This is a genomic window from Nocardia sp. NPDC001965 (assembly GCF_053594175.1).
In genome coordinates, this window is record NZ_JBSFDZ010000005.1 from 18,308 (window position 1) to 42,265 (window position 23,958).

The following is a 23,958-nucleotide window of genomic DNA, read 5'->3' on the forward strand; positions in this document are numbered from 1 at the left end:
GTCGCGATGGACGGTCCCTCGGGTACCGGGAAGTCCAGCGTGTCGCGCCGGCTGGCGGTCCGGCTTTCGGCCCGCTACCTCGACACCGGCGCCATGTACCGGGTCGCCACGCTGCAGGTGCTGCGGGCCGGGATCGATCCGGCCGATGCCGCGGCCGTCACCGGGGTGGTCACCGATATGCCGTTGCGGATCGGCACCGACCCGGAGCGGGAACTGATCGAACTCGACGGTGACGATGTCCGTACCGAGATCCGCGGGCCCGAGGTCACGGCAGCGGTGTCGGCGGTTTCGGCAGTGCCGGAGGTCCGCGAGCAGTTGGTCGCGCTGCAGCGCGAGATCACAGTGAGTGCGGGCCGGATCGTGGTCGAGGGCCGCGATATCGGTACCACTGTGCTGCCCGACGCCGACGCCAAGATCTATCTGACGGCTTCCGCGCAGGCCCGCGCGCACCGGCGCAACCAGCAGAACATCGCCGAAGGCCGCGGTGACGACTACGTCGGGGTACTCGCCGACGTGGAGCGCCGCGATCGACTCGATTCGACGCGCGCGGTATCGCCGCTGCGGCGGGCCGAGGACGCGGTACAGGTCGATACCAGTGACCTGACCATGGACGAAACCATCGAGGAGCTCTACCGCGAGGTCGGCCGGCAGCTGGAGCGGCCGCGGGATCGTCGGGTGGCCGGACGCCGGGGAGTCGCCGGATGAGTGGGGAGACAATGAGCGATGTACTCGCCGGTGACGGTGTGTGGAGCGACGAATCCGAGTGGGAGCTCACCGATCTCGACGGTGATCCCGAGGCTGCCGACCATGTTCCGATGCCCACACTGGCGGTGGTCGGCCGCCCGAACGTCGGGAAATCGACGCTGGTCAACCGCATCCTCGGCCGTCGTGAGGCAGTGGTCGAGGATGTGCCCGGGGTGACCCGGGACCGGGTCTCCTACGAGGCCAACTGGGCCGGCCGCCGCTTCTGGGTGCAGGACACCGGCGGCTGGGAACCGGATGCCAAGGGGTTGCAGCAGTCGGTGGCTCGACAGGCCGAACTGGCCATGAACACCGCCGACGCCATCGTGCTGGTGGTCGACGCGGTGGTCGGCGCGACCGCCACCGACGAGGCCGCGGTGAAAGTGCTGCGGCGGGCGAAGACCCCGGTCATCCTGGTCGCCAACAAGGTCGACGATCAGCGGCTGGAGGCCGACGCGTCCGCGCTGTGGTCGCTGGGACTGGGCGAACCGCGGATGGTGTCCGCCGCGCACGGCCGCGGTACCGGCGATCTGCTCGACGATATCCTCGAGGTCCTGCCGGAGACACCGCGGGAAACCACCGGACCCGGTGGCGGGCCGCGGCGGGTCGCCCTGGTCGGTAAACCGAACGTCGGAAAATCGAGTCTGCTGAACAAGCTCAGCGGTGACGAGCGCTCGGTGGTGCACGATATCGCCGGCACTACCGTCGATCCGGTGGATTCGCTGGTCGAACTGGGCGGCAAGGTATGGCGTTTCGTCGATACCGCCGGGTTGCGGCGCAAGGTCGCCAATGCCAGCGGTACCGAATTCTACGCCTCGCTCCGCACCAAATCGGCGCTGGAGGCCTCGGAGGTGGCGATCATGCTGATCGACGCCTCTCAGCCCATCACCGAACAGGATCTGCGGGTGATCAGCCTGGTCGCCGATTCCGGGCGGGCGCTGGTGCTGGCGTTCAACAAATGGGATCTGGTGGACGAGGACCGCCGGTTGCAGCTCGACCGTGAGGTCGATCGCGACCTGGTGCGGGTGCCGTGGGCGCAGCGGGTCAATATCTCCGCGCAGACGGGCCGGGCGGTGCAGAAACTGGTGCCCGCCATGGAGACCGCGCTCGAATCCTGGGACAAGCGTATTCCGACCGGCCGGTTGAACACCTGGTTGAAAGAGGTGATCGCCGCGACGCCGCCACCGATGCGCGGTGGGCGGCTGCCGCGGGTGCTGTTCGCGACCCAGGCGACCACGCGGCCGCCGACCTTCGTCCTGTTCAGCACCGGTTTCCTCGAGGCCGGGTATCGCCGGTTCCTGGAGCGGCGGCTGCGGGAGGAGTTCGGGTTCGACGGTTCGCCGGTCCGGATTTCGGTCCGGGTGCGGGAGAAGCGTCCCCGCAAGTGAATCCCGCGGTGCTCACTCGCCGGCACGGCGGGTGAGCACCGGGCCCGCCGATATCGCGTGGTCGCGGTCCGGAACTCGGGCCGGGCCGGGGCCAGCGGCGGTCGGTACTCGGCGGGGTGGCGGTGGCCGACCCGGAGTCTGGTCAGACCCCCCTGTCGCAGCTCGGAGCCGCATGGTTCGTAGGCGTCCCGGTCCGGTGCCGACGTCAAGATCGCGGCGACCACCGGCCACGTGTCGTGCCGCGGGGGCGCGGCGAAGTACGGTCCGGCGCAAAACATTTCGATTCCACAACGGAGCAACCGTACCCCACTCCGGATTCCGGATCCGGTGCCGGTCCCCGCACTGCGGTGCTCCGGCAGCGCCCCCGTGCGCAGTGCATCCGGCAGCGCCGTTCGTACCCGGCGTGGAGGTGAGACCGCCGCGTCGGCGGCCGTGGCGGAATATGCTCCGGGGTTGGGTCCGCTCACCGGCCGGGCACCGCCGCCGATGCACCGGAGTGAGGAGATGCCATGATGCGATACCGGCGCCTTCCCGGCGGCCTGCGGGGATCGTACGGAGTGGCATCGGAGAAGAGATCGTGACGGCCGACGGTGGCCTGCGAGGATCGCGGACAACCGTATCGAAGGAGGGGGTGTGATGGCCAGCCGTCGTACTCGGGTGCTGTCTGTCTTCCTGCGGATCACGCGCAAACGCGGAATGGACACCCCGGCGAAGGCCCGCGCCGCCATGGCCGAACCGCCCGGCACCCATGTCCCGCCGGCACGGTTGCGCCGCCGGCACCGGGTCACCGACCGGCTCGTCGAGGGTTTCCCGTGCTACACCGTGACGCCCCGGACGGCACCGGAATCCGGGAAAGTGGTGATCTATCTGCACGGTGGCAGCTTCTTCCGGGAGATCAGCTGGTGGCACTGGCGGTTCATCGATCGGCTGGTGACCGCGGGGCACCGGGTCGAGGTACCGATCTATCCGCTGGCGCCGCGCTACACCTATCGGGCGGCGCGGCCGTATCTGCTCGCGGTCTACCGGCAGGTGACCGGAGAGGTGGATTCCGGGCAGGTGGTCCTCGCCGGGGATTCGGCCGGCGGAACGCTGGCGCTGCTGCTCGCCCAGGCGCTACCCGGTGCGGGGCTGCCGGCTCCGGCGCGACTGATCCTGCTGGCGCCGTGTCTCGATATGCGGCTGAACAATCCGGAGATCGACGACGTCGCGGACGCCGACCCCTGGCTGGCGCGACCCGGTCTGCTCGAGGCCGGCCGGGTCTGGGCCGGCGGCGATGATCTCGGGCTGCCGGAGCTCAGTCCGATCAACGGTTCGCTGGACGGGCTGCCGGCGACGGATCTCTTCGTCGGAACACACGACATCCTGTATCCCGACGCCCGTCTGTTCGCCCAACACGCCGGAGCGAGAGTACGTTTCATCGAGGAGCCCGGAGCGTTCCACGTGTATCCGCTCGCTCCGGTCCCAGAGGCCGGACCTGTGCTGAAATCGGTCTTGACCACTGTCGACGCTCTGTGATCACGGAAACGCGGCGCCGCCAGGGGAACTCGTGAACAGCCTGTGAGCGTCCACGGAAATCGGTTGTTTCGACCGTGACGATGCATCGCGGAGCAAAGCGCGGTACCGTTCCCCGGCGTGACTACTTGTCTGCCATCGAAGCACCCGAGGCGGGAGCCGTAATGACTGTCGAACCGCCGATCGAGGACGATGTCACGCAACTGGCCCAGCGCGTCGAACATGCACGCGGCCGCCTGGCCTACCAGTTCGACCCCGCCCTCACCGAGGCGCTGTCGGAATCCGAGCTGAGCGCCGAACGCGAACTCGCCGAGCGTATCCGTGAGCAGGAACGCGGGCAGCGGTGGAAGGAGATCCAAGCGGTCGCCTCGGCCAACGATCGGGCGAGGCAGACCACCGAGCAGATCGAGAAGGCGGATATGCGCGACCTCTTGCTCGCCCGTAAAGCCATCGCCGCTCAGCGTCGGGAGTCCAGTCCGCACGCCAAATTGGCTTCGCTGTACCGGCACCGGTCCTGGTCGTTGCGCGCGCTGGCCGGAGTGGTCGGTGCCGGGATGCTCTGGTCGGCGGTCAACGTGCAGCAGAACATCGCGCCCACCGGACCCACCGACCCCCTGTTCTGGTTCAGCTACCTGCTGGAAGCGATGATCAGTGCCTGCCTGATCATCATCATGATCGGCACGAACAAGGTGGCCGAATGGGGGGTGGTCAACAACCGGAAGCAGACGGCGGCCGCCGAGATCGCTCTGCTCGCGCTGACGATCGGGCTGAACACCTACCCGTACCTGAGAGTGGGCGAATGGTACGACGCGGCGGTACATGCGGTAGCGCCGGTGATGATCGGTGTTGCGCTGCTCATCCACGACGCGGCGAGCGCCCGTTACGGTATGGCGATCCTGCGGGCCACCGAACAGGTCCGGGTGTTGCCCGACCCCGCCGAGCACATTCGCAGCAAGCTGCCCCGGGTGAGCGTGCGACTCGATACCGCCCGGGCGGTATCGTCGATGCCGGTGACCGAGGCCGAGGTCACGTCGAGACCGGCCGCGCTGGAGCCCGCCGGTAGCAAACCATCGGGTACCGCTTCGAGTGGTTCGGCCTTTCGGTCGGACAGCAAGGGCGGTGATATGGGAAAACGCCGATCGGGGGACCTGGCGGAGGTCACCTCGGGATTGATCGGACGGACGAGCTCGCTGCTCGATGAGATGGCCGCCAATTCGCCACTGTTCGACGGGGATACGGTGACGAACAAAACAGCCGATACCACCGACAAACTGCCGGTGACCAAACCCAAGAAGATCGCCGGCCTCGGGAAGGCCTCGTCGGACGGTGCCAGGAACGGCGCCGCGGACGGCGGATCCAAGGGCAAGATGTCCGGGGACAAGGAGACCGACGAGTTCCTGGACGTCGTGCGTTCCTCCGACGGGTACGACACCGGGCAGTTCCGGGTCGCCGATATCCTCGAGCAGGAGCTCGCCGAATTGCAGGCCGAACGTCGCCGGGCCCGCTCCGGCCGTACCCGCAGTGCCTCCACCAACGGAGCCTGACCGGGCTCGGCGGTGGGTGGTGCCGTAGTACGGCGGTCGTCCGTACGCGCCGGTCCCGGCGTGAGCGTTACCGTGGTGGGAGACGGTGAGGAGTGACGATGGCCGAGCGCAAACCCGCTGGAGTCGACTTCGAGTCCTGGGTCGATCGCAAGATCAGGGAAGCCACCGAACGCGGCGAATTCGAGAATCTTCCGGGTGCCGGTAAACCGTTGCCGGGTGCGGGTAACCCGTACCACGACGAGAACGCCTGGTTGCGCGACTACCTGCGCCGCGAAGGCGTGAGCGGCGACGCGATGCTGCCGCCTTCGCTGCTGTTGCGCCGTGATGTGGAACGGTTACCGGAGACCGTGCGCGATGCCGGTTCCGAGGCCGAGGTGCGCTCGACGGTCGCCGAACTCAATCGCCGGATCGTCGACTGGTTGCGGATGCCGACCGGACCGCAGATTCCGATCGCTCCGGTCGATGCCGACGAAGTCGTCCGGGAATGGCGGGAGAACGACGCGGGCGCGCAAGGATCAGCCACCACGGGGACCGTCCGGGATACCGGTCGGCCGGGCCGCGACGAGCACACGCCGGCCGCGGTGCCGCGCCGGCGCCGGATCTTCCGCGGTCGCTGAACGCCGATCCCACCCGGCGGTACCGCCGGTGCGGTTGTATGGAGGGATGGATTCACCGACCCTCGCCGACCGGTTCGAGATCACCGATCTGCTCACCCGCTACGCCACCGCCGTCGACAGCAAGGATTGGGAGCTGTACCGGTCGGTGTTCACCGCCGACGCGCATATCGACTACAGCAGCGCGGGCGGCCCGGTCGGCGATCGAGAGACCGTGGTGGCCCGGCTGACCGAGCAGCTGAGCCTGTTCACCTGCACACAGCATTTCATCTCCAATATCGCGGTCGAACTCGACGGGGACAGCGCGAAGGTGCGGGCGATGTTCTTCAACCCGATGATCGTGTCGCCGGGTAAGCAGTTCACCTGCGGCGGCTGGTACAACCACGATCTGGTCCGTACCCCCGACGGCTGGCGCAGCACCCGGCTGATCGAGGAAGCGGCCTGGTTCGACGGTATCGAGGCCGCTTTCGCGCAATAGCGCCGGAGCGCCCGGATCCCGGGCCGATCGGTTGCGGCGGAACCGGGTGCGCGGTCCCGTCGCTCTCATCCGGTCAGCGCGGTCTCGGTGTGCTCGGATTCCCCGGCTGGTCGCGGGTGCAGTTCGTACACCGCGAAAGCGGACCGGATCACCGGCTGGGCGACATTGCGGACCCGGATACCACCCGGCGTACTGCCGCGTTCGGTACCGGCGTGGGCGTGGCCGTGCAGCGCCAGATCGGCACCGTGTGTATCGATGGCTTCACCGAGCAGGTAGGACCCCAGGAACGGATAGATCTCCCGCGGTTCACCGTGCAGTGTGTCGCTGACGGGGGAGTAATGGGTCAGGGCCACCGTGACATCGGTGTCCAGGCCCGCCAGCGCGGTATCCAGGCCGGCGGCCAGGTCCACGGTGTGCCCGGCGAACTCGCGCATCAGGTGTTCCCCGAACACGCTGGCGCATTTGCCCGCGAAACCGCCGCCGAACCCCTTCGTGCCCGCGACACCGAGCGTGCGATCACCGACGGTGACCGTGGTGGCACTGCCCTCGAGTACCGTGATCCCCGCCTCGCCCAGCACGATGGTGATCTCCTCCTGGAGATCGCTGTGATGGTCGTGGTTCCCGAGAACCGCGATCACCGGGACACCGAGATCGGTGAACTCCGCCGCCACGACTTCAGCCTCCGGCAGCGTCCCGTGATTGGTCAGATCACCGGCCAGCAGCAGTACATCGGCGTGGTCGGGTAGTCGGCGCAACGTGGGGCGCAGCATGCCCCCCGAGTCGGTCCCCAGATGGACATCCCCCACAGCGGCGATCCGCATCGGTGCACTCCCTTCCGCCCGGTGTCAGTCACCGAGGTCCTCGCATTCACCCGGCCCGGGTGTCGCGGTCACGTGTACGTCGTTGTGGATCTGCGCGTCCGGCGCGATCTCGTGAACCACGGTTTCCAGCAGGCTGCGCCGCTGTGCGGTACTCACCTCGCCGTCGAGCACCACCAGGTCACCCCGGATGCGGACACGTACACCCTGCTCGGCCGTGCGGGGGTCCTCGGTCAGGGCTCGATGCAGTTCGGCGGCCAGGTATTCCGGTGGTCGTCCCGCCGGCCGGTTATGGGTCTGCGACATCTATCCGCCCCTTCCCGATACTCGATCACCTGGGTGGGTGTCGGCGATCCCCAGATCGTCGATCAGCCCCAGAAAAGCGCGCGCGTACGGCGAATGCTCGGTCTGTACGCGCACCGACGGCCAGTCCACCTGTTCGCGCAGATCGCGGGAGATCCGCAGCAGCGGGCTCAGGTCCAGCCGATGTGCGTCGAAGACGAGCAGTTTGTCGACCAGCAGGTCGGTCCCGTGCACCACCGGTGCCATCGTCGGACCCACCCGCATGACCTCCGCCCGCGCGAGCAGTGCGTCGTCGACTTCCCGGTTGTTCGGCCGGTGGATGATGTCGATGAGGGTGTTGCCGTCGTAGGCCTTGACGAGCCAGTCCTCGGCGGCGTCGGCGATACGCAGCCCCGCCCGCGCGAGTTCGGTGCGCGCCCGGGCACAGTCGGCGGGTTTGACGAAGAGATCGACATCGTGGTCCGAAGGCGGTCCGCCCCGGGCGTAGACCGCGCATCCGCCCGCCACGGCGAAGGGTACGTCGTGGTGGGTCAACGCGTTCGCGGCTCGCGTCAGCGCATGCAGCAATTGCTGATGGGTCGGAGCCATACCGGGCGGCTACCCGCAAACAGCACCACCAATCAACCTACGACCACGATCACAGGCCCACCGCTACCGCGGCGAAGGCCGCCATCAGCACGATCGTCAGCGCGACCGCGAGCACCCCGGTTCTGGAAATCCGTGGCGAGTGGCCGGTTCCTCGGCCGACAGTCCCGAGGTCTGCGCGGTATCCGGTGGGGTGGAGCCCGGCGGAACTCCGCCGCCCGGCTCCGGATCGGGGGTATCGGCGGGGTCGGGACCCATGGATGATATTTCTGCTACCTCCCTTCGCGGCCGGTATCCGGCCGGGCCCGGCGGCGATGGCTGGTATCGCACAGCGGATAACTACCGGACCGTTTGCAGGTACACAGTGCGACCAGGAAACGGTCGGCGAGGATTCGGTCCCCGTTCGGGGCGATCACCTCCAGCGGTCCCTCGATCAGCGCCGGCCCCTCCGCCGTGAACCTGACCCGGCGAACCTCGGACGCAGGCCGCTCCGGCCGGTCCGCGGCCACATCGGGAGCCGGAACTTCCGGCTGCCCGGTCCTGTCGTTGCCGGCGGCGGCACCGGTGCATCGGATCGCGGCGAGCAATTCGTCGGGGCCGGGTGGTGGATCAGCGGGTTCGATCGGCACGGATGACCACCAGTTCCTCGTGCTGTTGTTCGGGCTGGATCAGACTGCGCTCGCGGAGCCACTCGACGCGGCTGCGCATCACCGGACCGAAGGGAACGACGGTGCGCGCCACGACGGTCGCCTTGAGGCCGCCCGCGCGCAGTCCGGCGAGGGTGGCGGCGATACCGGAGACCGCGGAGTGCACGATCAGTGCGGTACCGCCCGTACAGAGCAGGCGCGGCATCATTTCGCACAGCGGGTCGAGCAGATGGCGGCCGTGCCATCCCGCGTCCCAGGCACGTGCCGGGCCCACCTCGGGTGGCTGCGATGTACTCGGCACATAGGGCGGGTTCGCCACCACCACGTCGAAGGTGCGGCCCTCGACCACCCGGGTGACATCTCCCCACAACAGTTCCAGCCGCACTCCGTAGAGCCGGCTGTTGAACCAGGCCGAGGCCAGCGCCGCCCGCGAGAGATCCACCGCCGTCACGGCCGCTGCCCCGGACCGCGCCGCGTGGATGGCCAGCGCCCCGGTACCGGTGCACGCGTCGAGCACCTGAGCGCCCTGCGGCAATGCGGCATCGGTCATCGCCCGGGCGAGCAGCCTGGTATCCGGCTGTGGGCGGTAGACGCCGGGAACCCGGACCAGCACCGGGCTCACCGGTCCGTCGTCCGCAGCGAGCTCTCGCCCGCGTGCCAGCGATCGACCACTGCGGCGGACCACCGGTCCTCGAGGAGATCGGTGGCCTGGATACCGAACACCACCGATTCGGCCAGTCCGGGTTCCCGGGCGAGTAGATCGCCGAGCACATCGCGGCGGACCACCTGTTCGTGGACCGCGTCGGCCGTGACGTGCTCGCTGTAGAACCGCACGCAGTCGCGATGGGCGTCGAAGCGGTGCAGTGCCTCGACCATCAGCCGGGAGGCCGGGGAGGAGGTGATCTCGACCGCCGCGAAATGTCCGACGATCGCACCGCGCAACGACCGATGCAGACCGAACAGCGACATCATGTCGACCAGCGCGAGCATGGGAGCGGGCACTACGTCCAGATAGTGCAGGTATTCCGCGTTCAGTCCGGCGCCGCGCAACAGGTCGGCGTAGAGGCGGGCGTGGATACGGTCACCGTGGCCGCCGCCGAACTCGTCGAACTCGATCGCCACCAGTCCGGCTTTCGCCCGGCCCCGCAGCCGGGGGATCACCCACGCCACCGGATCGGCTTCCTTGTGGTGGTAGATCGACCGGTGGACGAAGTATTCGCGTACCTGCCACCACGCGCCCTCGTCGCGCAACCGGCCCGGGACACCGCCGGAGGCGGGCACGGTGAGCAATCGGTCCAGTTCGGCCGCGACATCGTCGCCACCGGGTACCTCTGCCCGTAGAGCGGCGCGGAACCGGCGCTCGAGCTCCGCGCGCAGTGCCAGCAGTCCGGGATCCCATTCCCAGTCCGGGTGCACCCCCGGAAAACCCTGATAGTGCAGTTCGTAACAGGTGTGCAGAGTCAGCTGGAAATCGTCGCCGTAGGGGTCGAGGCCGCCGGGAACTCCGGGAACCGGTCGGCCGGGCGCACCTGCCAGCAAGTCCGTGACGGCTGCCGACAGGGGACCTCGGGGCATCGGCAGGCCGCGCACGACAGCCGCTTCGCTCGGGGAGAGTGTTTCGACCATGGTTCGCCTTTCGCAGGCATCGAACGCCGGATCCCTGGGGGGCGGCAGCAGATACCGCTGGTTGTCGGGCCGGTCAGGAGGTGCCGCGCAGCGATCCGGCGATCGGGACCGCCCGGCGTCCGGCAGTGGAATCGGCGCGTGAGCCTGTCGATGGACGCATCGTCGCGAGTGCGGTGAGAGAAGCCATATCGGAAACCTCCGCCCCTGTCGGTGGGCCGGTCCGACCCGGCCGTTTGCCTCCCGCAATAACCGGTCGAGACCGGGATAAACATCGCGATCCGGCCGCGCGGCCGTTTCCGGGCGGAGATCCCCCGGTCGCGCGGCGGTGTACAGGGTCGGCCGACCGTGCCAGAATGGTCCGCAGGTTGAAAACATGCAGCCGATCCCGGTACCGCGTAGCTCGGTGCACGGGCTCGACGAACGGGAAACGATCCCGTTCCGATATCTGCCCGCCAGTGCGTACGCCAACCGGAAATCCCCACCACCAGGACGGGATTGATATGTCGGTTACCACCGCTATGTACCAGGTCGATCAACACCGGCGCCGTGATCCGAGGCCATCGGCGGCAGCGCGGCTGTGGTCGCGTCGCAGCACCGAGTTTCCCGATTGTGTGATCGCTCGGGTGGAAGGCGAACTGGACGCGGTGCTCCACGATGATCTGCGCACCGTGCTGGGCCGCTGTCGCTCCATGCTGTGCCGGGTGGTGGTGCTGGACCTGCGCGCCACTACGTTCATGAGCATCCGCGCCGCCGCCGTCCTCGCCGAGGCCAAGGCCGACGCCTGGCGGGCCGGGGTCGAGCTGCGGCTGGTCAGCGGGCGTAAGGAAGTGGAGCGGGCACTGGAGGTCGCCGGGGTGCGGCCGCAGTTCCGCTATTTCCCGACACTGCGGACCGCGCTGGCGAGCTGATCTGCCGTCCCTAACCCCGTCCCGGCCGGTCCAGCGGCCGGGACCGAGTCGCTTTCCGCGCCGGAACCGCCGATACTCGAGTCGTGACCCTGAAGGACGGCGAGATCGCCGACGAACTGGACGACGAGTTACTGGATTCGATCGCCGGCGTATCGCAGTGCGCCGGGGCCTTCCGGTTCTGGTTCGCCGAACAACGCTGGGAGTGGTCGGAGGCAGTCGCGCAGATGCACGGCTATCCGGCCGAGCCGATGACACCGAGCACCGAATTGCTGCTCGGTCACAAGCACCCCGACGACCGTGCCCAGGTGGCGAGTGCGCTGGCGAAATCGGTGGCCGACGCGCAGCCCTTCTGCAGCCGGCACCGCATCGTCGATCTCGAGGGCCACACCAGACCCGTGATCGTGGTGGCCGATGCCATGACCGACGAGGACGGCACGGTGGTCGGCTGCGCCGGCTATTACGTGGATCTCACCGAGACATTGGCCGAGGAACGCGAGGAGACGCTGCAGGACACGCTGCCCGGTCTCTACGCCGCACGCGCGGTGATCGAACAGGCCAAGGGCGCGTTGATGCTCGTCTACGGGATCAGTGCCGATCAGGCGTTCCGCGTACTGATCTGGCGTTCCCAGGAATCCAACATCAAACTACGTCTGCTGGCGGCGCGGCTGGTGGCCGAAATCCGCACGGTCGAGCACGCAGGCCCCGGCCTGCGCACCGAATTCGACCATCTGTTGCTGACTGTGCACGAGCGGATCGACCACAGCTGAACTGCGTGGTGTTTCGGAGATTCCGACCGGGGTATGTGCGCATGTGACAATCAGGCCGATATCCGAGGACAGACGAACCGCGGCGTCACCGACGGTCACGGGCACGACGGGGCCCGGCGGGCGCCCCCCTGCCCGCCGTGGCGCGGGCGGTAGGAACGAGGTGGTGGTGCGCATGGCGGAGAGTATCTCCGAATCCGTGTATACGACATCGGCGGATATGACGGTGGGCGTACGGATCCCGGCCCGGCAGGAGCAGCTGGTGATGCTGCGCGCGCTGGCCGAGACGGTATCGCTGATCGCCGACTTCGGCCTGGACGAAGTGACCGATATCCGGCTCGCGCTCGACGAAGTGGCCACATCGCTTATTGCCGCCGCCGTTCCCGATTCGAGTCTGACCTGCGACTTCGATTACGACGAGCATCGCATGACAGTGCGCGTAACCTCGGTTTCGGAGGTCGATTCGCTCCGAGATCAGGAGGGGTTCGGCTGGCATATCGTGCGGACGCTGACCCGCTCGGTCAGCGTGGTACAGCACCCCTACGACGTGGCGAGCGGTGGTTACCCGACCGATGTCGAGTTCAGCTGGTTCCGAGGAGGCGCCGATGGCGGATGAAGGCCCCCGGGCCGACCCCGGACCTTCGCGTCGCCATCGCGGCAACGACAGTTACGACAATATCGAGCCTTTGTTCGGCAAGCTGGCCGCTCTTTCCGAGGGCGATCCGGCCGGCCCCGAGCTGCGTGAGGAGATCATGCGGCGGTGTCTGCCGCTGGCCGAACACATCGCCCGCAAGTTCTCCGGTCGTGGCGAGAACTACGACGATCTCCTGCAGGTGGCCCGGCTGGGTCTGGTGAACGCGGTGGACCGTTTCGACGTCTCGCGCGGTTCGTCGTTCTTGTCCTTCGCCGTTCCCACCGTCATGGGTGAGGTCCGCCGCCACTTCCGGGACAACACCTGGTCGGTCCGGGTACCGCGGCGGGTCAAGGAACTGCAGCTGAACCTGGGTCCCACCATCGAGATCCTGTCGCAACGGCTGGGTCGGGTACCGCGCGCCAAGGAGATCGCCGCGGAACTCGATATCGATGTGGTGGAAGTGACGCAGGCGCTCATCGCCGGTAACGCCTATCAGGCGTCGTCCCTGGACGCGCCCGCGGCCGGGGAGGACAGCGAGAGTTCGGCATTGCCGCTGGTGGAGTCGCTGGGTGCGGAGGAACCGTCCTACGGCCGGCTGGAGGATTATCTGGCGATCGAACCGTTGCTCGGCGAACTCTCCGACCGGGAACGTCAGGTCCTGCGGATGCGTTTCTTCGAGTCCCGCACGCAGTCGCAGATCGCCGACGAACTCGGCGTCTCCCAGATGCATATCTCACGGATACTGTCGCGGACGCTCGGCTGGTTGCGCGACCAGGCGATGCGCGACTGATCACCGCCGGCCGCGGGTATCAGCGCGCGGTCGCCGGATCCGTTCGCCCGGCCGGAGCGCGGGAGAGGATCCCGCGGATGAAAGCGGCCTGGCCCACGTGCTGGAGGTCGTCGGCCAGCACACTGACCAGTCGCACACCCATGGTGACGGGCGGATCCCAGTTCGTATCGACGATCGCGTCGAGGGCCCGATCGTTCAGGGCGCCGACGAATCGGACTGTCCGCGCGTGTACGGCGTCGTGGTAGCCGGTGAGCAACTCGGCCGGGGCGCTGATCAGCGCCACCTCGGCAGGCGTATCACCGTAACCGGTGGCGTTCCGGTCGATCGGCAGGTCGAAGCGTTCGTACCAGCCGCGGCCTGTCCACAGCGAATCTGTGGCCTCGAGCTCGGCCAGGTGTTCGTCCTGCACCCTGGTGAGATGCCACACCAGCCAGGCGATGGTGTTGGCCCCCGGGGCCGGCCGGTGGGTCAGTGCGTCCTCGTCGAGTCCGTCCACCGCGTCGTGGACCTCCTCGCGGATCCGGTCGAAGGTGTCGGTGAGAATCTCGGCACTGTTCATTCCTGTCTCCGTCGCTGCTGGGTGCGGCACCTTCGGCCCGGCGGCCGGATGCCGCGAACTGTCGTCCGTTCCCGGCGCAGTACCACGGTTCGCGTCCGGCAAACGCGGGTCCGGCCGGGGCCGCCGCAGAAAATAGAACATGTTCTTGCCGCGTCGGGGCCGACGTGCCATGGTGACTTCCATGGATCTGCAGGCACTCGAACTACTCCGCGGCCTCAAATATCGGTACTTCCGCACTCTGGACCTGAAGCAGTGGGACGATTTCGCCGCCACCCTGGATCCGGAGATCGAAGCCCGCTACGGGACGCATGCCATGGGGGAGACGCTCACCCTCGACGGCCGCGACGCGGTGGTCGGGTTCATGCGCGAGAACATGGGCCCCGGCATCGTCACCACCCATGTGGCCAACCATCCGGAGATCACGGTCGACGGCGATACCGCCACGGGTAGCTGGTTGTTCGAGGACACCGTGCTCGCGACCGATTTCGGGGTGCTCATCCGGGGTGCCGGGTACTACACCGACCGCTACCGCCGCGGCGCCGACGGGATCTGGCGGATCCATGCCACCTCCTATGTGCGGATCTACGAATCCTCGCAATCGCTCGCCGATACCCCCAGCCATACGCTGCTCAGCAATATGTGGGCGGCCGGGAAGAACTGAGGGGCCGCGGCCACCCCGGTGCGGGCGTTCTCGCCGCACCCGGATACCGGGTGCGCAATGCCCGCCGCCGTTCAGGGCACCAGGACCGCGCGGCCCCGGATTCTGCCCTGCTCGAGCAGTTCGTAGGCGCGGGCGCCCTCTGCCAGGGCGAACTGTTCGGTATGCGCGGTGATCCGGCCCGCCCGGGCCAGCGCGATACTGTCGATGAGGTCGCGTTTGGTGCCGCCGTAGGATTTGCGGACCGTCGCTCCCCACGGCAGCCCCGGTCCGCCTGCGGGACCCGCGGTGATCCCCGGATTTCCGTCACCCAGTCCGATCATCCGGTAGGCCCCGTTCGGACCGACCGATTCCACCGAGAGTTTCGCGGTCGAATCCACGCCGACGAAATCGAAAACCGCCTCCGCTCCCCGGCCGCCGGTCATGGCGAGGATCCGCGCAGCGGTATCCGCATCGGCCGCCAGCCCCTTGTGCGCACCGCATTCCGCCGCAAGCTCGAGTTTGGCGGGGTCGGTATCCACCGCGATCACCCGCACCGGGGTGATCGCGCGCAGGATCTGGATACCGATATGGCCGAGCCCGCCGGCGCCGATCACCACGGCGGTCGCTCCCGGGTAGAGCTGATCGCGGGCGCCGCGGATGGCGTGATAGCTGGTCAGCGCCGCATCGGCCAGGGGTGCCGCGGCCACGAAATCCATATCGCCGATGGGTACGAAGGAATTCGCCGGAACGGCGACGTATTCGGCCATTCCACCGTCGGGGCCCAGGCCGGGACAAGGCGGCATCGCCACCCGCCCGGCCGCTCGGCACACATTCTCGTTACCGCTCGCGCATTCCGGGCAGTGCCCGCACGACCAGCACAGATAGACGATTCCGCGGTCGCCGACCGCATGGCCGCCGACCTGCGCACCCACCGCCGCGACGGTGCCCGCGATCTCGTGGCCGAGGGTCAGCGGCTCATCGCGAACCTTGACGGGGAGGTGGAGTACATGCAGGTCGGAGTGGCAGATCCCGGATGCGCCGACCCGGATCAGCAGTTCGCCGGGGCCGGGTTCCGGAGTCGGGACCTCGCGTATCTCCAGGATGCCGGGTTCGGTGAGTTGCAGCGCTCGCACAGGTGTCCTCCCGATCCGGCCGGATATGGCGTGCCTCACAAACTAGGCCGTGCTCCAGTCGGCTGACAAGAGTGGATTTTTATTGACACCTGTCAAATCCGGTCCTAGTGTCCCTGTGACCGGTATCACCCGACGGGTCGGTGCCGCACCGGCGCAGCGCACCAGGAGGTCGTATGTCACAGCCCACCGTCGCCGTGATCGGAGCCGGTATAAGTGGCCTGACAACCGGGAAGATGCTGGGCGACTACGGCATTCCGTACACCTGTTTCGAAGCCTCCGACCGGATCGGCGGAAACTGGGCGTTCGGCAATCCGAACGGACATTCGAGCGCCTATCGCTCACTGCATATCGACACTTCGAAGTACCAACTCTCCTTCCGCGACTATCCGATGCCGGAGTCCTATCCCGACTTCCCGCACCACAGCCTGATCAAGGAGTACCTCGAGGGCTATGCCGCAGCTTTCGACCTGAAGAGCGCCATCGAATTCGGTACCGCAGTCGAGCACGCCCGGCCCGTGGCGGACGGTGGCTGGGATATCGAGACCGGATCCGGTACGACCCGCCGGTTCGATCTGCTGGTCGTGGCCAACGGGCACCACTGGGACCCGCGGCTGCCCCACTTTCCCGGGGAGTTCACCGGCGAATCGATCCACTCCCACGCCTATGTCGACCCGCGCACACCGCTGGACCTGCACGGTAAACGCATCTTGATCGTCGGCATCGGCAACAGTGCCGCCGATATCGCCGTCGAACTGTCCTCGCGCAGTACGGACAACGATGTCTGGTTGTCGACGAGGTCGAGCGCATGGGTGGTGCCGAAGTATTTCGCGGGGACCCCGGCCGATCGCTATTTCCGCACCGTTCCCCATGTGCCGTTGTCCTGGCAGCGCAAGATAACCCAGATCTTCACACCGTTCGTCTCGGGTGATCCGGTGAAATACGGGCTGCCCGCACCGAACCACAAATTCTTCGAGGCCCATCCCACCCAATCGGTGGAACTGCCGCTGCGGCTCGGCTCCGGGGATATCGTCGCCAAACCCGATGTGAGCCGGTTGGACGGTCCCACGGTGCATTTCGTGGACGGCACGGCGAAGGATTTCGACGTCATCATCTATTGCACGGGCTACAACATCACCTTCCCGTTCTTCGATCCGGAGTTCCTCAGCGCGCCGGACAATCGGATCTCGCTGTACAAACGCATTTTCGCCCCGGGTATCGACGATCTCGCCTTCGTGGGATTCGCCCAGCCGTTCCCCACCCTGTTCCCGTTCGTCGAATGCCAGGCCCGGCTGGTGGCCGCGTACGCGAGCGGGCACTACCGGCCACCACCGGTGGCGGCGATGCACCGGATCATCGCCGCTGATCAGCAGCGATTCACCGGCCATGTGGTGGACCGGCCCCGGCACACCCAGCAGCTGGACTACTGGGTCTACGAACGCGACCTGCGGCTCGCCGAGATACCCGCCGGGCTGCGCCGGGCCCGCGCCCAGGGGCCGGTGCCGCTGGGCCGGGCCGGATGACCACCCGGCCCCGGACCGACCGCCGGGCGCCACAGCGCGGCGACCGGCGGCGCAGTGCGCTGCTGGCGGCACTGGACGAATTACTGCGCGACAACGGCGGTCAGCTCGAAACCGTCAATATCGCCGAGATCTCCCGGCGGGCCGGACTGACCCGATCCGCGTTCTACTTCTACTTCGAGAACAAGGCTGCGGCTGTGGCGGCCGCGCTGGAGCAGACCTACGAGGAAGTCTTCGCGGTCAACGACATCCTCGTCGGCGGCGGTCCGCCGGCCGAGCGGATCGAGCGGACGATCCGCGCGCTCATCGAGTTCTGGGACCGCAACCGCCATCTCTACAGTGCGGTACTGGCCGCGCGCAGCGCCTCGCCGGGCGTGCGTGACCTGTGGGAATCCGACCGCCAGGCCTTCATCCCGTCCATTGCCGCGATGATCGAATCCGAACGCGCTGCCGGTCGTGCCCCGGCCGGTGGTGATGCAGCCGCCCTCGCCGATGTACTGCTCCTGCTCAACGAGCGCCTGCTCGAGCGGCTGACTTTCGACGCCGAACTGGACCGCGAACGCTATCTCGAATCGGTGGTCACCGTCTGGCTGCGGTCGATCTACGGCACCGCCCCCGCCCCCGCCGCATCCCCCACCACGAGGAACGATCGATGACTCTGCGCGATACCCCGGGCCCGGCCGCCGCGGCCGAGCCCGCCACCGTGACCTTCCGCTCCGGCAACGCGGACTGTCATGCCTGGCATTTCCCCGCCGGGAGCACCGACCTCGAAGGACCGGCCGGTCGTCCGGTGGCGGTGATGGCACACGGCTTCGGTGGGACCAAGGACTCCGGCCTGGAACCGTTCGCGCGCGCCTACGCTGCGGCCGGGATCGACGTCCTGGCCTTCGACTTCCGGTATTTCGGCGCCAGCGGGGGCCGGCCGCGGCAACGGGTGCGGATGGCCGAGCAACTGGCCGACTACCGGGCCGCTGTGCTCGCCGCCGCGGAGCTGCCGGGGGTGGACCCGCGGCGGGTGGTGCTGTGGGGTGTTTCGCTTTCCGGCGGTCACGTCTTCGCGGCCGGTGCGGCCGCCGGTGCCACCCCGCCACACGCGACCGGCGTCCGGGCTGCCCTCGCGGCGATCGTCTCGGTGACCCCGCTGGTCGACGGCCGGGCGGCCGGTGTCCTGGCGGTACGGGAGAGCGGTGTCCCGGGTGTACTGCGCGGCGCGTTCGGTGCCGCCCGGGCCCGGCTGGCCGGTGCGACCGGTGATTCCGGCCTCATCCCGCTGGTGGGCCGGCCGGGTGAGGTCGCCGCGCTGACGATCGACGGCTACCACGACTCCTACCGCGCACTGGCCGGCCACACCTGGCGCAACGAGATCGATCCGAGTGTGCTGACCCAGCTCTCCGGCTACCGGCCTGCTCGCGCCGCCGCCACGCTGAACCTTCCCGTTCTGGTGCAGATCGCCGATTTCGACCGTGGCGCGCCGCCGCATGCCGCGGCGAAGGCGGCATTCGCGGCCCGCGCCGAGGTGCGTCACTATCCCTGCGACCATTTCGGTATCTGGCCGGGAAATCCGTTCTTCGACGCGGCCGTGGCGCATCAGCTGCTGTTCCTGCGCCGCCATCTCGCGCTGGGCGAATCGAGTGGGACGGGTCCGCCGGCCGGGCGCCGGTGATGTCGACGCTCCGGTTCGGGTGAGGGCGCTCACTCGTGGACATACTCGTTCACCCGGTATCGAACCGATCGGTGCCACGACCGCGCTGAACTGCTACGACGGTTCCGGCTCGGTAGATCACTGCGCCGCTGGAGAATCGCGCGGGGCGGCCTGTGCCCACCCTGCGGTAGCGTCGGCGTCACCCCTCGGCGGTGTGGGACAGCACAAATTGCAGGCAGATAACGCCAGTTGTGAATGCCCTTACCTTCGTGAAGATTCGGCATATCGTCGTGCGGGTAAACCTGGGGTCGGCGGTGGTTGTCGCGGCTGCCGGCCACTGATCGATACACAGGAGCAGAATGAGTGCCAAAACTGAACTCGTCCGGGAACTGAACGGACCCACCGCAGCCTCGGAAATGCTCTCCGAACAGGAGATCGAGGATCTGCTCGGCTTGTTCCGCAGTGCCCAGCAACAGGAAAAGGATCTGCTCATCGAGGCCGTCAACGGCATGATCAGGTTCTTTCCGCCGCCGTTCCGCGGGATCACCCGCCGGATCATGTTCGGGGACAAGCTCGAAGGATGAGTGATCTGGTCACCCGCGCGCAGATGGTTCTGCTGGCGCGCACGCTACATGTACCTGTCGAACGCATCGCCTATGTCGAACGGCTCGGAGCCGAACACCTGCACGAACTCGAGCAGCGGATCTCCGGCCGGATCTACGAGTTCCACGGCGAAATGTTCAAACGCATCGGGCGATTGATCCCGATCATTCCACTCACGGTATCGCTGCCCCTGGTCCAGCGAATCGTGCCGCCCATGATGACCGGCCGTGCGGCCGGAGCCGTCGGCGTGGAATATCCCGATGCCGCCGCCGAGACGCTCACCATGCTCAAAACGGAGTACGCGGCGGACTGCACGCCGTACGTGGATCCCAAGGCACTCGGTGAACTGGGCGACATCATGGCTTCCGAGCCGCTGGTCGCGATCGTGAACGAGGTCCTGCGCCGCCGGGACCACATCACCGTCGGACCGTTCCTCGAATACGCCAAACCGAAATTCGTCGAGGCGGTCGAGCACGGAACCCTCGACGACGAGGGCATCATCTTCTCCGCCGCCTACGCCTACTCCGCTTCCGCGATCAGCAACGTACTGCGCCAGTTGCTGGACGGCCGGTCGAAGCGGATCCCGCGGATGATGGAGACGGTGCTGGCCGGCTCGCCCGAATTGAAGGAGGCGGCGATTTCGGTGATGTCGCGGGCCTCCAGGGATGTGGTGTCCGAGATCGGCGATATTCTGCTCTCCATCGCCAGCCCCGATGCGCTCGGCAAACTCGCCGCTCATGTCATCCAGAAGGGCGCCGCGCCCGAATTGATGACATTCGTATCGAAGCTGAGCCACCCGGGCCTGCAGCGGATGGCGATGAATCCGATCTTCGCCAATACCGCAGCGCTCACCGCGATCGTCGAATCCCTCGTCATCGCGTTCTACCCGGGCCCCTGGCGGGGCCTGTTGGTGCTCGCCGAACGCTGCCATCCCGACGTGCAGCGCTATATCGTCGGCCTGATCGTGCGGATGCCGGCCGAACGGGTCGCCGAGCTCCCGTCGATCGCCAACGCCGACGATCTATGGGCGGAGCTGCTGCGCCTGGTGGCGGTCGCCGATCACCCCTCGCAACGTCGGATCGGCGCGATCTGGGCGGGGTTGCCCGCCGAACGGCGGGCCGGGTTGCACCGGCGGATCGCCGAACTGCGGCTGGACGCGCAGCTGGCCGGAATCGTCGAGGAAGTACCCAACATCTCGGTGGAAGAAGTGTTCTATCAGCGGCGGCGGCGTGGGCGCCGACGCGGCTCGACTCCCGATAGCTGGAGTGTCGCCTGACCGACTGGAAGGCTGTTCGTCGATCGTCGCGCCGGGCCCCATTTCGGCGCGTCTACGGTGGTTGCTGCCCACAGCTCGGAAAATTCGGTTACCTTCGTGTAGGTCTCTGATTTCGCTCGGAATTTGCTATCCCTCGCCGGATGCGGCGGCAAATCGACGAAAAGAGGTCGGCACGAGATGAGCAACGGACAGTTCCTCCATCGGATACGCCGTATGGCTGTTCTCACCGGTATCGCGGCGGCAGCGCTGGCGCCCACAGCGCCCGCGCTGGCCGAACCGCTGTGGCCGAACGGGCCGGATGTGCCCGGCGCACCGGCCATCATCCCGACCCAGGCGCCCTGCTCGACGGCGGCACGGGCCTGCCTGCGCCTGTCCAGCAACGAGGTCTGGCTGATGGACAATGGCAAGGTCACCTATGGTCCGACCCCGATGTCGCACGGTATGCAGGGCTTCGAGACCCCGCCCGGGGTCTTCCACGTGGCGTTCAAAGAGCTCTACCACTGGAGCACGATGCACAACGCCCCGATGCACTACGCGGTCTTCTTCAACGGCGATATCGCCTTCCACATCGGGCCGGTGGAGCACAAATCCCACGGGTGTATCCGGCTCACCGAGCCCGGTGCCGTCGCCGTCTACCACTATCTGAACCCGGGTGATGTGGTCGAAGTCGTGCCCTGACCCGCGGTGTCGCCGATCGGGACCGGCGCCGGTCGGCGCCGCGCCGGTCGGCGACCCGGTCCGCGGGACGCACATCCGGTTTCGTACGCTTACCGAATGTGGATCATCGTGGTCGTCGCCGTCATCAGCTGTGTGCTCATCGCGATCGGTTTCGCGCTCGGTCTGCCGGACTGAACCGGCACTTCCACGCGTGACCGCCCGCCCGGTACGACCGACCGTGCGGTGACGCGCCCTCGGGGCGCGGTGTCAGTCGGAGCCGTCCCCGCTCTGCCGCGCCGAATCCGGTGCCGGGCGGTCGACGGCGACCGGGCGCAGCAGTGCCCAGGTCACGAAGGCGGCGGCGACTACGACCAGGGCCAGGCCTGCCCACAGGTTCACATTGATACCGCCGGTCTTGGCCTCTTCGTCGACGGTGTCGTGGACGAAACCGGTGATCACCAGGATGATCCCGTAGAGGCCGAGCAGGCTGCCCACGATGGTGCGGATATCGAAGAACACGATGGTTGTCCTATCCGGTGACGATATTGAGGACGATCACGAGCACCAGCGCGATACCCGCCAGCAGGACGGGGCGCTGATACCAGGGCAGAGTGGCGGCCTCGGGGTCGGTGCGCAGCTCGCGCGGTGTCTCCGAGTACACGAGGCCGACCAGCTCGGCGGCCGGTTTCGGTGCTGTCACCAGGGTCACCGCCACGCTCACCAGGATATCCAGTACGAAGGCCGCGCCGGCGGCGACGAAACTGACGCCCTGGCCCGACAGCGATATCACCTCTGTTTCGTTCAAGACGAAGATGAAGACCGCGACCGCGGTACCCGAGACCAGTCCGGTCCAGCCGGCCGTCGGGGTCATCCGCTTCCAGAACATACCCAGGATGAAGGTGGCGAACAGGGGCGCATTGAAGAAGCTGAACAGCGTCTGCAGGTAGTCCATGATGTTGCTGAACCCGCCGGCGATGAACGCGGTGAAGATGGCGGCGATGGTGGCGCCGACCGTCGCCAGCCGACCCACCCGCAGGTAGTAGCCGTCGGATTTGTCCTTCACCACGTACTGCTGCCACAGGTCGATGCTGAACACCGTGTTGAACGCCGAGACGTTCGCCGCCATACCGGCCATGAACGCGGCCAGCAGCCCGGCCAGGCCCACCCCCAGCAGACCGTTGGGTAGCACATCTTTCATCAGATACAGCAGCGCCTGGTTGTAGGTGACATCGCTTTCGACGTCCGGGTTCGCGGTGACGGCCGCTTTGTAGTGGGCCATCTGCGGCACCAGCACCGCGCTGATCATGCCCGGGATGATCACGATCAACGGGATGAAGATCTTCGGGAACGCGCCGATGATCGGGGTGCGTCGCGCGGCGGCGATGGAATGGGTGGCGAGGGCGCGCTGCACCTCGACGAAGTTGGTGGTCCAGTAGCCGAAGGAGAGGACGAAACCGAGGCCGAACACGATGCCGAGGATCGACAGGAAATCGTTCGCGAAACCCGACAGCGCGTTACCCGGCCACGAGTCCAACTGTTCGGCGCCGCCGGGGGAGGCGGCGACCTTGTCCTGCAGTCCGGACCAGCCGCCGACCCGGTGCAGGCCGATCAGGGTCAACGGGAGCAGGGCGGCCACGATGACGAAGAACTGGAGTACTTCGTTGTAGATCGCGGCCGACAGGCCGCCGAGCGTGATGTAGGACAGGACGATCACCGCTGCCACAATGACCGAAACCCACAGTGGCCAGCCCAGCAGGACGTTGACGATGGTGCCGAGCAGATACAGGTTGACGCCCGCGATGAGTACCTGGGCGACCGCGAAACTGAGCGCGTTCACCAAGTGCGCGCCGGTGCCGAACCGGCGCCGCATGAACTCCGGGACACTGCGCACCTTGGAGCCGTAGTAGAACGGCATCATCACCACGCCCAGGAAGAGCATGGCCGGGACCGCGCCGATCCAGAAGTAGTGGAAGGCCGGGAAACCGTATTCGGCGCCGTTGGCCGACATCCCCATGATCTCGACGGCCCCGAGGTTGGCGGAGATGAACGCCAGCCCGGTGACCCAGGCCGGCAAGGATCTCCCGGACAGGAAGAAGTCCATACTCGACGAGACCCGTTGCCGGGCCAGCAGGCCGATACCGATGACGAATACGAAATAGAGGGCGACGATCGCGTAGTCGACGGGCTGGGCGTCCAGCCGCAGTACCTCGCCTTCCGCGATCAGAGAATCGACCTCGTGGGATAGCTCGTGCTGCGACATACGACGTTCTCCTCGAAGCGGTCCCGGACAACCGCGCGCAGCTCGCCTCATCGCGCTACCGATGGCTGGCCGCACTACCAGACCGGCTCTGGTGGACCAAACCGTACCGTGCGAGACGACCGGCCGGGCGGTGTCGGGCGGAATCGGGCGTGTCCGTCCCGGCGAATTTTCGCTGGGCGGGCCTCGCCCGGCTGCGAGCGCCGTTGTGCGGGCGCCGTTGTGCGAGCGCAGCCTCTCGTGCGCGCGGGCGGGTATTGCTACCATGGACGGCGGCGCATCCAAACGCACTGTGCGCCAGGGAATTTCGGAAGAGCCCTGG

28 protein-coding genes are annotated in these 23,958 nt (G+C 67.4%); 17 read left to right on the forward strand and 11 right to left on the reverse strand.

The window, feature by feature from the left end:
• Positions 1-6: 6 nt before the first annotated feature.
• The 6 genes from cmk (at position 7) to ACWCPQ_RS10270 (ending at position 6,277) form a co-directional block, all read left to right on the forward strand.
• On the forward strand, positions 7-705 hold the full coding sequence (gene cmk / locus ACWCPQ_RS10245) for a (d)CMP kinase (RefSeq protein WP_449897353.1): 699 nt from the start codon (positions 7-9) through the stop codon (positions 703-705).
• Positions 702-2,129, forward strand: a complete 1,428-nt coding sequence (der, locus tag ACWCPQ_RS10250; RefSeq protein ID WP_449896867.1) for a ribosome biogenesis GTPase Der — start codon at positions 702-704, stop codon at positions 2,127-2,129. Before cmk ends, der begins: the two co-directional genes overlap by 4 nt.
• Positions 2,130-2,765: 636 nt before the next feature.
• On the forward strand, positions 2,766-3,644 hold the full coding sequence (locus ACWCPQ_RS10255) for an alpha/beta hydrolase fold domain-containing protein (protein ID WP_449896869.1): 879 nt from the start codon (positions 2,766-2,768) through the stop codon (positions 3,642-3,644).
• A gap of 161 nt (positions 3,645-3,805) precedes the next feature.
• A complete protein-coding gene (locus ACWCPQ_RS10260) occupies positions 3,806-5,185 on the forward strand; it encodes a hypothetical protein (RefSeq protein WP_449896871.1) in 1,380 nt (459 codons plus the stop codon).
• Positions 5,186-5,283: 98 nt separating this feature from the next.
• Positions 5,284-5,802, forward strand: a complete 519-nt coding sequence (locus tag ACWCPQ_RS10265; protein WP_449896873.1) for a DnaJ family domain-containing protein — start codon at positions 5,284-5,286, stop codon at positions 5,800-5,802.
• Positions 5,803-5,848: 46 nt separating this feature from the next.
• The gene (locus ACWCPQ_RS10270) at positions 5,849-6,277 is read left to right on the forward strand and encodes a nuclear transport factor 2 family protein (protein WP_449896874.1); all 429 of its coding nucleotides are present in this window, start codon (positions 5,849-5,851) and stop codon (positions 6,275-6,277) included.
• Positions 6,278-6,342: 65 nt separating this feature from the next.
• On the opposite strand, the gene ACWCPQ_RS10275 is transcribed toward ACWCPQ_RS10270, so the two are convergent.
• The 7 genes from ACWCPQ_RS10275 to ACWCPQ_RS10305 all read right to left on the reverse strand — a co-directional run bounded on the left by ACWCPQ_RS10275 (position 6,343) and on the right by ACWCPQ_RS10305 (position 10,256).
• Positions 6,343-7,098: a metallophosphoesterase family protein gene (locus ACWCPQ_RS10275; protein WP_449896876.1), complete on the reverse strand. Its 756-nt coding sequence runs from the start codon at positions 7,096-7,098 to the stop codon at positions 6,343-6,345.
• Between the two features lie 24 nt (positions 7,099-7,122).
• A complete protein-coding gene (locus ACWCPQ_RS10280) occupies positions 7,123-7,401 on the reverse strand; it encodes a BON domain-containing protein (protein WP_449896878.1) in 279 nt (92 codons plus the stop codon).
• Positions 7,402-7,986 carry a nucleotidyltransferase family protein gene (locus ACWCPQ_RS10285; protein WP_449896880.1) on the reverse strand — a complete coding sequence of 195 codons (585 nt, stop codon included), beginning with the start codon at positions 7,984-7,986 and terminating at the stop codon, positions 7,402-7,404.
• A 96-nt stretch (positions 7,987-8,082) separates the two neighbouring features.
• Positions 8,083-8,241 (reverse strand): DUF6480 family protein, encoded by a 159-nt coding sequence (locus ACWCPQ_RS10290; protein ID WP_449896882.1) that lies wholly within the window; start codon positions 8,239-8,241, stop codon positions 8,083-8,085.
• Between the two features lie 14 nt (positions 8,242-8,255).
• Complete coding sequence (locus ACWCPQ_RS10295; RefSeq protein WP_449896884.1) at positions 8,256-8,612, reverse strand: CDGSH iron-sulfur domain-containing protein; 357 nt, start codon at positions 8,610-8,612, stop codon at positions 8,256-8,258.
• Positions 8,593-9,252, reverse strand: coding sequence for a HemK2/MTQ2 family protein methyltransferase (locus ACWCPQ_RS10300; RefSeq protein WP_449896886.1), 660 nt, complete (start codon positions 9,250-9,252; stop codon positions 8,593-8,595). Before ACWCPQ_RS10300 ends, ACWCPQ_RS10295 begins: the two co-directional genes overlap by 20 nt.
• Positions 9,249-10,256, reverse strand: coding sequence for an iron-containing redox enzyme family protein (locus tag ACWCPQ_RS10305; RefSeq protein ID WP_449896888.1), 1,008 nt, complete (start codon positions 10,254-10,256; stop codon positions 9,249-9,251). Before ACWCPQ_RS10305 ends, ACWCPQ_RS10300 begins: the two co-directional genes overlap by 4 nt.
• A 518-nt stretch (positions 10,257-10,774) precedes the next feature.
• Between ACWCPQ_RS10305 and ACWCPQ_RS10310 the strand changes: the two genes are divergently transcribed.
• From ACWCPQ_RS10310 to ACWCPQ_RS10325, 4 genes are all read left to right on the forward strand, one after another.
• Positions 10,775-11,164, forward strand: coding sequence for an STAS domain-containing protein (locus ACWCPQ_RS10310; RefSeq protein ID WP_449897355.1), 390 nt, complete (start codon positions 10,775-10,777; stop codon positions 11,162-11,164).
• Positions 11,165-11,253: 89 nt separating this feature from the next.
• Positions 11,254-11,931 carry a PAS and ANTAR domain-containing protein gene (locus ACWCPQ_RS10315; protein WP_449897356.1) on the forward strand — a complete coding sequence of 226 codons (678 nt, stop codon included), beginning with the start codon at positions 11,254-11,256 and terminating at the stop codon, positions 11,929-11,931.
• Between the two features lie 172 nt (positions 11,932-12,103).
• Entirely contained in the window at positions 12,104-12,544 is a 441-nt protein-coding gene (locus tag ACWCPQ_RS10320) for an ATP-binding protein (RefSeq protein ID WP_449896890.1), read from the forward strand.
• A complete protein-coding gene (locus ACWCPQ_RS10325) occupies positions 12,534-13,352 on the forward strand; it encodes a SigB/SigF/SigG family RNA polymerase sigma factor (RefSeq protein WP_449896892.1) in 819 nt (272 codons plus the stop codon). The genes ACWCPQ_RS10320 and ACWCPQ_RS10325 overlap by 11 nt, the downstream gene beginning before the upstream one ends.
• Positions 13,353-13,371: 19 nt before the next feature.
• Here the strand turns inward: ACWCPQ_RS10325 and ACWCPQ_RS10330 are convergent, their stop codons facing one another.
• Positions 13,372-13,911 carry a mycothiol transferase gene (locus ACWCPQ_RS10330; protein ID WP_449896894.1) on the reverse strand — a complete coding sequence of 180 codons (540 nt, stop codon included), beginning with the start codon at positions 13,909-13,911 and terminating at the stop codon, positions 13,372-13,374.
• Positions 13,912-14,092: 181 nt separating this feature from the next.
• Between ACWCPQ_RS10330 and ACWCPQ_RS10335 the strand changes: the two genes are divergently transcribed.
• On the forward strand, positions 14,093-14,572 hold the full coding sequence (locus ACWCPQ_RS10335) for a nuclear transport factor 2 family protein (protein WP_449896896.1): 480 nt from the start codon (positions 14,093-14,095) through the stop codon (positions 14,570-14,572).
• A gap of 71 nt (positions 14,573-14,643) precedes the next feature.
• On the opposite strand, the gene ACWCPQ_RS10340 is transcribed toward ACWCPQ_RS10335, so the two are convergent.
• Entirely contained in the window at positions 14,644-15,684 is a 1,041-nt protein-coding gene (locus ACWCPQ_RS10340) for an NAD(P)-dependent alcohol dehydrogenase (RefSeq protein ID WP_449896898.1), read from the reverse strand.
• A 173-nt stretch (positions 15,685-15,857) separates the two neighbouring features.
• Between ACWCPQ_RS10340 and ACWCPQ_RS10345 the strand changes: the two genes are divergently transcribed.
• From ACWCPQ_RS10345 to ACWCPQ_RS10370, 6 genes are all read left to right on the forward strand, one after another.
• Positions 15,858-17,204: a flavin-containing monooxygenase gene (locus ACWCPQ_RS10345; protein ID WP_449896900.1), complete on the forward strand. Its 1,347-nt coding sequence runs from the start codon at positions 15,858-15,860 to the stop codon at positions 17,202-17,204.
• The gene (locus ACWCPQ_RS10350) at positions 17,201-17,857 is read left to right on the forward strand and encodes a TetR/AcrR family transcriptional regulator (protein WP_449896902.1); all 657 of its coding nucleotides are present in this window, start codon (positions 17,201-17,203) and stop codon (positions 17,855-17,857) included. The genes ACWCPQ_RS10345 and ACWCPQ_RS10350 overlap by 4 nt, the downstream gene beginning before the upstream one ends.
• Complete coding sequence (locus tag ACWCPQ_RS10355; RefSeq protein ID WP_449896904.1) at positions 17,854-18,864, forward strand: alpha/beta hydrolase; 1,011 nt, start codon at positions 17,854-17,856, stop codon at positions 18,862-18,864. Before ACWCPQ_RS10350 ends, ACWCPQ_RS10355 begins: the two co-directional genes overlap by 4 nt.
• Before the next feature lie 338 nt (positions 18,865-19,202).
• Positions 19,203-19,427 (forward strand): hypothetical protein, encoded by a 225-nt coding sequence (locus tag ACWCPQ_RS10360; RefSeq protein ID WP_449896906.1) that lies wholly within the window; start codon positions 19,203-19,205, stop codon positions 19,425-19,427.
• On the forward strand, positions 19,424-20,722 hold the full coding sequence (locus ACWCPQ_RS10365; RefSeq protein WP_449896907.1) for a hypothetical protein: 1,299 nt from the start codon (positions 19,424-19,426) through the stop codon (positions 20,720-20,722). Before ACWCPQ_RS10360 ends, ACWCPQ_RS10365 begins: the two co-directional genes overlap by 4 nt.
• Positions 20,723-20,935: 213 nt before the next feature.
• Positions 20,936-21,400: a L,D-transpeptidase gene (locus ACWCPQ_RS10370; RefSeq protein ID WP_449896909.1), complete on the forward strand. Its 465-nt coding sequence runs from the start codon at positions 20,936-20,938 to the stop codon at positions 21,398-21,400.
• 246 nt (positions 21,401-21,646) lie between these two features.
• On the opposite strand, the gene ACWCPQ_RS10375 is transcribed toward ACWCPQ_RS10370, so the two are convergent.
• A complete protein-coding gene (locus tag ACWCPQ_RS10375; protein WP_449896911.1) occupies positions 21,647-21,898 on the reverse strand; it encodes a hypothetical protein in 252 nt (83 codons plus the stop codon).
• A gap of 10 nt (positions 21,899-21,908) precedes the next feature.
• Positions 21,909-23,639 (reverse strand): sodium:solute symporter family protein, encoded by a 1,731-nt coding sequence (locus tag ACWCPQ_RS10380; RefSeq protein ID WP_449896913.1) that lies wholly within the window; start codon positions 23,637-23,639, stop codon positions 21,909-21,911.
• Positions 23,640-23,958 lie beyond the last annotated feature (319 nt).